General features: G+C 67.3%; 9 protein-coding genes. 8 read left to right on the top strand and 1 reads right to left on the bottom strand.

What is annotated here, in order from left to right; translation table 11 throughout:
• The coding region (locus tag FKP22_RS15110) for a helicase HerA-like domain-containing protein (RefSeq protein ID WP_141288298.1) at positions 1 to 1,253 on the bottom strand (1,253 nt) is incomplete at its 3' end.
• A 112-nt stretch (positions 1,254 to 1,365) separates the two neighbouring features.
• On the opposite strand from FKP22_RS15110, the gene FKP22_RS15105 reads away from it, so the two are divergent.
• From FKP22_RS15105 to FKP22_RS15070, 8 genes are all read left to right on the top strand, one after another.
• Positions 1,366 to 2,091: a YebC/PmpR family DNA-binding transcriptional regulator gene (locus FKP22_RS15105; RefSeq protein ID WP_141288297.1), complete on the top strand. Its 726-nt coding sequence runs from the start codon at positions 1,366 to 1,368 to the stop codon at positions 2,089 to 2,091.
• 38 nt (positions 2,092 to 2,129) lie between these two features.
• Positions 2,130 to 3,419, top strand: coding sequence for a phosphoribosylamine--glycine ligase (purD, locus tag FKP22_RS15100; protein ID WP_141288296.1), 1,290 nt, complete (start codon positions 2,130 to 2,132; stop codon positions 3,417 to 3,419).
• 15 nt (positions 3,420 to 3,434) lie between these two features.
• Complete coding sequence (hemF, locus tag FKP22_RS15095; RefSeq protein ID WP_141288295.1) at positions 3,435 to 4,358, top strand: oxygen-dependent coproporphyrinogen oxidase; 924 nt, start codon at positions 3,435 to 3,437, stop codon at positions 4,356 to 4,358.
• Positions 4,355 to 4,972 carry a nicotinate-nucleotide adenylyltransferase gene (nadD, locus tag FKP22_RS15090; protein ID WP_141288294.1) on the top strand — a complete coding sequence of 206 codons (618 nt, stop codon included), beginning with the start codon at positions 4,355 to 4,357 and terminating at the stop codon, positions 4,970 to 4,972. The genes hemF and nadD overlap by 4 nt, the downstream gene beginning before the upstream one ends.
• Positions 4,973 to 5,800 carry a ribosome silencing factor gene (gene rsfS / locus FKP22_RS15085; protein WP_141288293.1) on the top strand — a complete coding sequence of 276 codons (828 nt, stop codon included), beginning with the start codon at positions 4,973 to 4,975 and terminating at the stop codon, positions 5,798 to 5,800.
• 13 nt (positions 5,801 to 5,813) lie between these two features.
• Positions 5,814 to 6,281: a 23S rRNA (pseudouridine(1915)-N(3))-methyltransferase RlmH gene (gene rlmH, locus FKP22_RS15080; protein WP_141288292.1), complete on the top strand. Its 468-nt coding sequence runs from the start codon at positions 5,814 to 5,816 to the stop codon at positions 6,279 to 6,281.
• 51 nt (positions 6,282 to 6,332) lie between these two features.
• On the top strand, positions 6,333 to 7,532 hold the full coding sequence (locus FKP22_RS15075; RefSeq protein ID WP_231012774.1) for an acyltransferase family protein: 1,200 nt from the start codon (positions 6,333 to 6,335) through the stop codon (positions 7,530 to 7,532).
• 11 nt (positions 7,533 to 7,543) lie between these two features.
• On the top strand, positions 7,544 to 7,728 hold a 185-nt coding region (locus FKP22_RS15070; RefSeq protein WP_211361417.1), incomplete at its 3' end, for a Maf family protein.

The raw sequence follows: 7,728 nt of genomic DNA, 5'->3' as shown, positions 1-7,728 counted from the left end.
TCGTAGGCCGACTCCCGGTCCAACGCGGTTTCGTAGACACCCGCCACCAGCGAGCCCTCGCGCAGCGCCTGGCGCTGGGCCGGCGTGATCGGGCCGATCTGGCCGCCGGGTGGCAGCACGAAGACGCGTTCCGTCACGCAGGGCCGGCCTTTGGCGTCCAGGAAGCTGATCAGCGCTTCGCCCACGCCCAGCTCGGTGATGGCTGTTGCAATGTCCAGCCCGGGGTTGGCACGCATGGTTTCGGCGGCGCTCTTGACGGCCTTCTGGTCGCGCGGCGTGAAGGCGCGCAGCGCGTGCTGCACCCGGTTACCGAGCTGGCCCAGCACGCTGTCGGGCACGTCCAGCGGGTTCTGGGTCACGAAATAAACGCCCACGCCCTTGGAGCGCACCAGGCGGACCACCAGCTCGATGCGCTCGACCAGCGCCGCCGGTGCGTCCTTGAACAGCAGGTGGGCCTCGTCGAAGAAGAAGACCAGCTTGGGTTTTTCGAGGTCGCCGACCTCGGGCAGCGTCTCGAACAGCTCGGACAGCATCCACAGCAGGAAGCTGGCGTAGAGCCTCGGCGCGTTCATCAGCTTGTCGGCCGACAGGATGTTGATGACGCCAAGGCCATCGGATGTCTGCATGAAGTCCGCGATGTTCAGCATCGGCTCGCCGAAGAACTGGTCGCCGCCTTGCTGTTCGATCTGCAGGAGGCCGCGCTGGATCGCGCCGATGGACGCGGCGCTGACGTTGCCGTACTCGGTCGTGAACTGCGAAGCGTTGTCGCCCACGTGCTGCAGCATCGCGCGCAGGTCCTTCAGGTCCAGCAGCAAGAGGCCTTGGTCGTCGGCGATCTTGAAGACCAGGTTCAGCACACCGGCCTGGGTCTCGTTGAGTGCCAGCATGCGGGCCAGCAGCAGCGGCCCCATGTCGCTGATGGTGGCGCGCGCCGGGTGGCCCTGCTCGCCGAACACGTCCCACAGCGTGGTGGGGCAGGCGACAGATGCCGGTGCGTCCAGGCCACGTTCCTTCAGCACGGCGGCAAGCTTGGGGCTCAGGCTGCCGGCCTGGCTGATGCCGGTCAGGTCGCCCTTCACGTCGGCCATGAAGACCGGCACGCCGATGCGGGAGAAACCCTCGGCCAGGGTTTGCAGCGTGATGGTCTTGCCGGTGCCGGTGGCGCCGGTGATCAGGCCGTGGCGGTTGGCCAGCTCGGGCAGCAGTTCGCAGCGGGTGTCGCCGTGTTGCGCGACGAGCAGAGGGTCGGCCATCGAAGTCTCCTCGTGGCGGCCGACAGGCCACCAAGTAAAATCTCAGTCTATCCAAGAAACTTGAAATGCCCCGGGTCGGCTTTGGCGTGCCCGGGCGCAGGAGAACTCTGTCATGGCTGGGCACTCGAAATGGGCCAATATCCAACACCGCAAAGGTCGTCAGGACGAAAAGCGGGGCAAGGCCTGGACGCGGGTCATCCGTGAGATCATGGTCGCGGCCCGGCTGGGCGGCGGCGATGTCTCGGCCAACCCGCGGCTGCGGCTGGCGGTCGAAAAGGCCAAGGCGGTGAACCTGCCGGTCGACACGGTCAAGCGCAACATCGACAAGGCCACGGGCAACCTCGAAGGCGTGAACTACGAGGAAATCCGCTACGAGGGCTACGGCATTGGCGGCGCGGCCATCATCGTCGACTGCATGACCGACAACCGCGTGCGCACCGTGGCCGATGTGCGCCACGCGTTCAGCAAGTACGGCGGCAACATGGGCACCGAAGGCTCGGTGGCCTTCCAGTTCAAGCACTGCGGCCAGCTGGTGTTCGCGCCGGGCGTGTCGGAAGACAAGGTCATGGAAGTGGCGCTGGAAGCCGGCGCCGATGACGTCATCACCGACGACGACGGCGCCATCGAGGTGCTGACGCCGCCGACCGAATTCGAGGCGGTCAAGAACGCGCTGGAGGCCGCCGGCCTGAAGCCCGAGATTGCCGAGGTCACGATGCGGGCCGAAAACACCATTGCATTGAGCGGCGACGATGCCGAGCGCATGCAGAAGCTGCTGGACGTGATCGAGGACCTGGACGATGTCCAGGAGGTCTATCACAACGCCGAACTCGAGCAGTAAATTCCAGAAAAACAATCAGAAAAGACGGCCCACCCATCATGAACATCCTCGTCATCGGCTCCGGCGGCCGTGAACACGCTTTGGCCTGGAAACTGGCGCAAAGCCAGAAGGTGCAGCATGTCTTCGTGGCACCCGGCAACGGCGGTACCGCGCTGGACAAGCGCCTGACCAACGTGCCCATCACCGACCCCACGGCGCTGGCCGACTTCGCGCAGAAGGAAAAGGTCGGCCTGACGGTGGTTGGCCCCGAAGCGCCGCTGTCCCAGGGCGTGGTTGACATCTTCCGCGCCCGCGGCCTGCGCATCTTCGGCCCGACCAGGGCCGCCGCCCAGCTCGAAAGCTCCAAGGCCTTCGCCAAGGACTTCATGCAGCGGCACGCGATTCCCACCGCAGCCTACGGCACCTTCACCGATGCCGCCCAGGCGCACGCCTACGTCGACAAGATCGGCGCGCCCATCGTCGTCAAGGCCGACGGCCTGGCGGCCGGCAAGGGCGTGGTCGTGGCCATGTCGCTGGCCGAGGCGCACGAGGCGATCGACTTCATGCTGGAAGGCAACGGGCTGGGCGTGGTGCACAACGCGGGCGGCGCGCGGGTCGTGATCGAGGAATTCCTGCTGGGCGAAGAAGCCAGCTTCATCGTGCTGTGCGACGGCAAGAACGTGCTGCCGCTGGCCACCAGCCAGGACCACAAGCGCATTGGCGATGGCGACACCGGACCGAACACCGGCGGCATGGGCGCCTATTCGCCGGCCCCCGTCGTCACGCCCAACGTGCATGCCCGCGCGATGCACGAGGTCATCCTGCCGACGATAGCCGGCATGGCGAAAGACGGCATTCCGTTCACCGGTTTCCTCTACGCCGGGCTGATGATCTCGCCCGACGGCCAGGTCAAGACGCTGGAGTTCAACACCCGCATGGGCGACCCGGAAACCCAGCCCATCATGATGCGGCTCAAGAGCGACCTGGTCGACGTGATGCTGCATGCCACGGATGGCACGCTGGACCAGGTCACGCTGCAATGGGACCGCCGCTTCGCGCTGGGCGTGGTGATGGCTGCCGCCAACTACCCGGCCGAGCCGCGCAAGGGCGACGCCATCACCGGCCTGCCGGCCAACGCCGCCGGCACCGAAGACGGCATGGTCTTCCATGCCGGCACGGTGGCCAAGGACGGCCAGACCCTGACCTCCGGCGGCCGCGTGCTGTGCGTGACCGCGCTGGGCGACTCGGCGCGCACCGCGCAGCAGCGCGCCTACGAGCTGATGCAGGGCATTGCCTTCGACGGCGCGCAGTGGCGCACCGACATCGGCCACCGCGCGATCAAGCGTTGAACCGGGAGCCATCGTTTGGTCGACACGCAGGCATTGCGCCGCTACTTCCTGGACCTCCAGGCCCGTATCGTGGGCCGGTTCGGTGAGCTCGAAGGCCAGGTTTTCCTGACGGATGCCTGGCAGCGCGAGCCTGGTGCCCGTTTGACCGGCGACGGCATTTCGCGCCTGATCGAAGGAGGCCAGCTGATGGAGCGCGGTGGCTGCAACTTCAGCCATGTGCAGGGCCAGCAGTTGCCGCCTTCGGCCAGCGCGCACCGGCCCGAACTGGCGGGTGCGCCGTTCGAGGCCATGGGCGTGTCGCTGGTCTTCCACCCGCGCAACCCGTTTGTGCCGACGGTGCACATGAACGTGCGCTGCTTCGTCGCCAAGCCCGAGGGCCGCGAGCCGGTGGTGTGGTTCGGTGGTGGCATGGACCTCACGCCGTACTACGCCTTCGAAGAGGATGCGGCACACTTCCACCGCACGTGCCGCGACGCATTGGCGCCGTTCGGCGACGCGCTGTACCCGCGCTTCAAGCAGTGGTGCGACGAGTACTTCTTCCTCAAGCACCGGCAGGAGCCACGCGGCATTGGCGGCGTCTTTTTCGACGACTTCCACGAGCTGGGCTTCGAGCAGAGCTTCGCGATGACACGCGCCGTCGGCGATGCCTTCCTCGCCGCCTACGAGCCCATTCTGCAGCGCCGCCGCGACATGCCCTACGGCGAGCGCGAGCGCGATTTCCAGGCCTATCGGCGCGGGCGTTACGTCGAGTTCAACCTGGTGTGGGACCGCGGCACCCTGTTCGGCCTGCAGTCCGGCGGCCGCACCGAGGCCATCCTGATGTCCATGCCGCCGATGGCGAATTGGCGTTACGACTGGGCGCCTGAAGCCGGCACCGCCGAGGCCAAGCTGTACAGCGATTTCTTGCGGCCGCGGGACTGGGCCGACGAGGCGCTGTGACGCGCCGACGGGCCCTCAGGATCGGCCTGTTCGGCGGTAGCTTCAATCCGCCGCATTTGGCGCATCTGACGCTGGCCCGTGTCGCGGTGCAGTCGCTGCAACTGGATGAGTTGCGCTGGCTGCCGGCCGGCGCGCCCTGGCAGAAGCCCGCTGGCGCGCTGGCGCCAGCGGAAGACCGGGCGGCGATGGTGCGGCTGTTGATGGCTGACGAGCCGCGGCAAACACTGGATTTGCGCGAGCTGCAGCGTCAAGGGCCGAGCTACACGGTGGACACGGCGCGCGAACTGAAAGCCGAGTTTCCAGAGGCCGAGCTGGTGCTGGTGATCGGTCAGGATCAGTACGCCAGACTCGACACCTGGCGGGATGCGGCACAATTGCGCTCCCTGGTCTCATTTGCCGTCGCTGCTCGCGAGGGCCGAACCCCCAGTCCGCCGGCCGCCTGGTCGGGCCTGGCACACGCCATGAACGTGCTGCCGCTGCCCCGTACCGACATCAGCGCCACCGGCATCCGCGAACGCATCGCTGCCGGGCAGCCGGTTTCACCGCTGGTCGGTGAGGCGGTGGCGCGCTATATTGATCAACACCTCCTCTACCGGGCGCCCCCCGGCCGCTGAATGGACATCCGCAAACTGCAACGCGCCATCGTCGATGGCCTCGAAGATGTGAAGGCCCAGGACATCGTGGTCTTCAACACCGAGCACCTGTCGCCGCTGTTCGAGCGTGTCATCGTGGCCTCGGGCACCAGCAACCGCCAGACCAAGGCGCTCGCTTCCAGCGTGCGCGAATCGGTCAAGCGCCAAGGCCTGCAGGTGCTGCGTACCGAGGGTGAAGACAACGGCGAATGGATCATCGTGGACTGCGGCGCCGCTGTCGCCCACATCATGCAGCCAGCCATTCGCGACTACTACCGCCTCGAAGAGATCTGGGGCGGCAAGCCGGTCAAGATCAAGCTTGGCAGCAGCCAGGTCTCGCTGGTCAAGGCTTCCGAAGAGGAAGAAGAGGACGATGAACCGGTTGCGAAGCCGGTGAAGACCGCCAAGCCGAAGAAGGCCTCGGCCAAGGCCGAAGCGCTGGCGACGCCCACGTCCCGCCCGGCCCGCAAGACCAGCAGCGGCAAGCTGGCCAAGCCGGAAGCACGGCCGGAGCCCATGCCCAGTGCCAAGGCCGTGGCCAAGGCTGCAGCCGCCAAGGCAGAAGCCAGGAAGACGGCCGCCAAGGACGCAACCAAGAAGGCCATTGCCAAGGCCACGCCGGTCAAGACCCTGGTCGTCAAGCCGGTGGCCGCCAAGAAGGGTGTCATCAAGACTGCCGGCAAGTTGCCTGCCAAGAGCGCCACGCGGGCGCCAGCCAAGGCTGCGCCTGCCAAGGCCGCACCTGTGAAGGCTGCCGCAAAGAAGGCGGCGCCGGCCAAGAAGGCCGCACCGCGCAAGACCGCGCGCTGAGCCGCAGCGCCTGATGCGCCTCGTGCTTGCCGCCGTCGGCCAGCGCCAGCCGGCCTGGGCTGACGTGGCCTACGAGGACTTCGCCAAGCGTTTCCCGGCCGATGCGAAGCTGGAGCTGAGGGCCGTCAAGGCCGAGCCGCGCGGTGGCAAGAGCACCGAGCAGCTGATGGCCGCCGAGGCCTCGCGCCTGGAAGCGGCCTGCCCCAAAGGTGCCCGCCGCGTCATCCTCGATGAGCGCGGCACCCGCCTGACCACCGCGGAGCTCGCGCGTCGTTTCGAGTTCTGGTTGGGTGACGGGCGCGACGTGGTGTTTTTCGTTGGCGGTCCTGATGGCCTGGACCCGGCCCTGAAGGCCACGGCCGACGAGACGCTGCGCCTGTCCGACCTGACCCTGCCGCATGCCTTTGTGCGCGTGTTCCTGGCCGAGGCGCTGTACCGCGCCTGGTCACTGCGCAACGGCCATCCTTACCACCGCGAGTGAGCCGCGTGGCCTGAGCCGCGGTGTTCGACGCGTTTGCTGTTGCCCTTCGCCTTGAACACTGCCGCCGCGCCATTGCCGTTCCATGCTTCCCGTTCGCTGCGCGTCGACACGCTGCGCGGCGTGGCCATCCTCAGCGTGCTGGTGCTGCACTTCACGCTGGCCTTCGGGCTGCTGAAAAGCCCGCTGGGCGACCTGCTCGGCAAGCCGCTGCTGGGGGTGCTGACACTGCGCGGCAACTACGGTGTGACGCTGTTTTTCGTGATCTCGGGCTTCCTGATCACGCGCCAGGTCCTGCAGCGCGATGGCGGGCTGGCGAACATCGACCTGCGCCGCTTCTACGTCGAGCGTGCCAGCCGCATCCTGCCTCCGCTGCTGCTGGCGCTGGCAGTCATCGTGCTGCTGGGCTGGGTCGGCGGGCTGCCGTATTTCGGCAGTGACCAGCGCGGGCCGCCACTGCCCGCGCAGCGCTGGTTGATTGCGCTGGCCTCGGTGCTGGGCTTCTGGCACAACCTGCTGATGCAGCAGGAAGGCTGGGGCTACTTCCACTATTGCTTGAACGTCTACTGGTCACTGTCGGTCGAAGAGGCGTTCTACCTGCTGTTTCCGCTGCTGTGCCGCTTGCTGAAGCGGCCTCAGTGGATCGCGCTGGCGGCTGTTGCCTTGCTGGTGCTGGGGCCGGTCTACCGCACGCTGCACCCAGGCAACGACATCGATTTCCTCTACGCCTATCCGGCCTGCTTTGACGCCATCGCTGCGGGCGTGTTGTGTGCGCTGGCCAGCCAGCGCTGGCGGCTGCCGGCGCGCTGGGCTGCGCCTGTGCGCTGGCTGGCGGTGGCAGGCATGGTCGCGGTGTGGAGCCAGTCCTTCATGGCCCATCCGGGCTGGACCTTCAGTGCGCTGCTGGGCTGCACCGCCATCTGGTTGTGGGCTTCGCGAGGCCCGCAGCCGGTGGTCGTGGGTTGGCGCGGGCGGCTGGACAGCTTGCTCACGCCGCTGCGCTGGCTGGGCCGCCACAGCTACGAGCTGTACCTGTTCCATGTGCTGGTGCTGGCCGGGCTGCTGCAGTTCTTTCAGCGCGACACCTTGCAACCGGTCCAGCGCCTGCCCTTGCTGGCGGTCTTCCTGCTGCTGAGCGTGTTGCTGGCCTCTGGCGTGTCGCGCTGGGTGGGCGAACCTGCACTGAGGTTCCTGCGCGCACGCTGGACAGTGCGTGCTGCGGCGCGTTCTCGGCAGAGTGGCGCCGTCGCCTGAGAATGCCGGTCATGCACGCCTTTGTCTACCTCGCCTCCCAAAGCCCGCGCCGCCGCCAGTTGCTGGACCAGCTCGGCGTGCGCCACGAGTTGCTGCTGCCTGCGCCGGACGAAGACGCCGAGGCACTGGAGGCCGAGGTGCGCGGCGAACTGCCGGCCGACTATGTGCAGCGGGTGACACGCAACAAGCTGGTCGC

The sequence above is a fragment of the Ideonella azotifigens genome (genome assembly GCF_006519715.1).
Classification (GTDB): Bacteria; Pseudomonadota; Gammaproteobacteria; order Burkholderiales; family Burkholderiaceae_C; genus Ideonella; species Ideonella azotifigens.
Note: the sequence above shows the minus strand (reverse complement) of the source record. Positions and strands in the feature narration are given on the sequence as shown.

Bases quoted from the DNA above. Each gene is read 5' to 3' on its own strand.
- FKP22_RS15105 (WP_141288297.1), top strand. From the start codon at position 1,366: ATGGCTGGGCACTCGAAATGGGCCAATATCCAACACCGCAAAGGTCGT.
- purD (WP_141288296.1), top strand. From the start codon at position 2,130: ATGAACATCCTCGTCATCGGCTCCGGCGGCCGTGAACACGCTTTGGCC.
- rsfS (WP_141288293.1), top strand. From the start codon at position 4,973: ATGGACATCCGCAAACTGCAACGCGCCATCGTCGATGGCCTCGAAGAT.
- rlmH (WP_141288292.1), top strand. From the start codon at position 5,814: ATGCGCCTCGTGCTTGCCGCCGTCGGCCAGCGCCAGCCGGCCTGGGCT.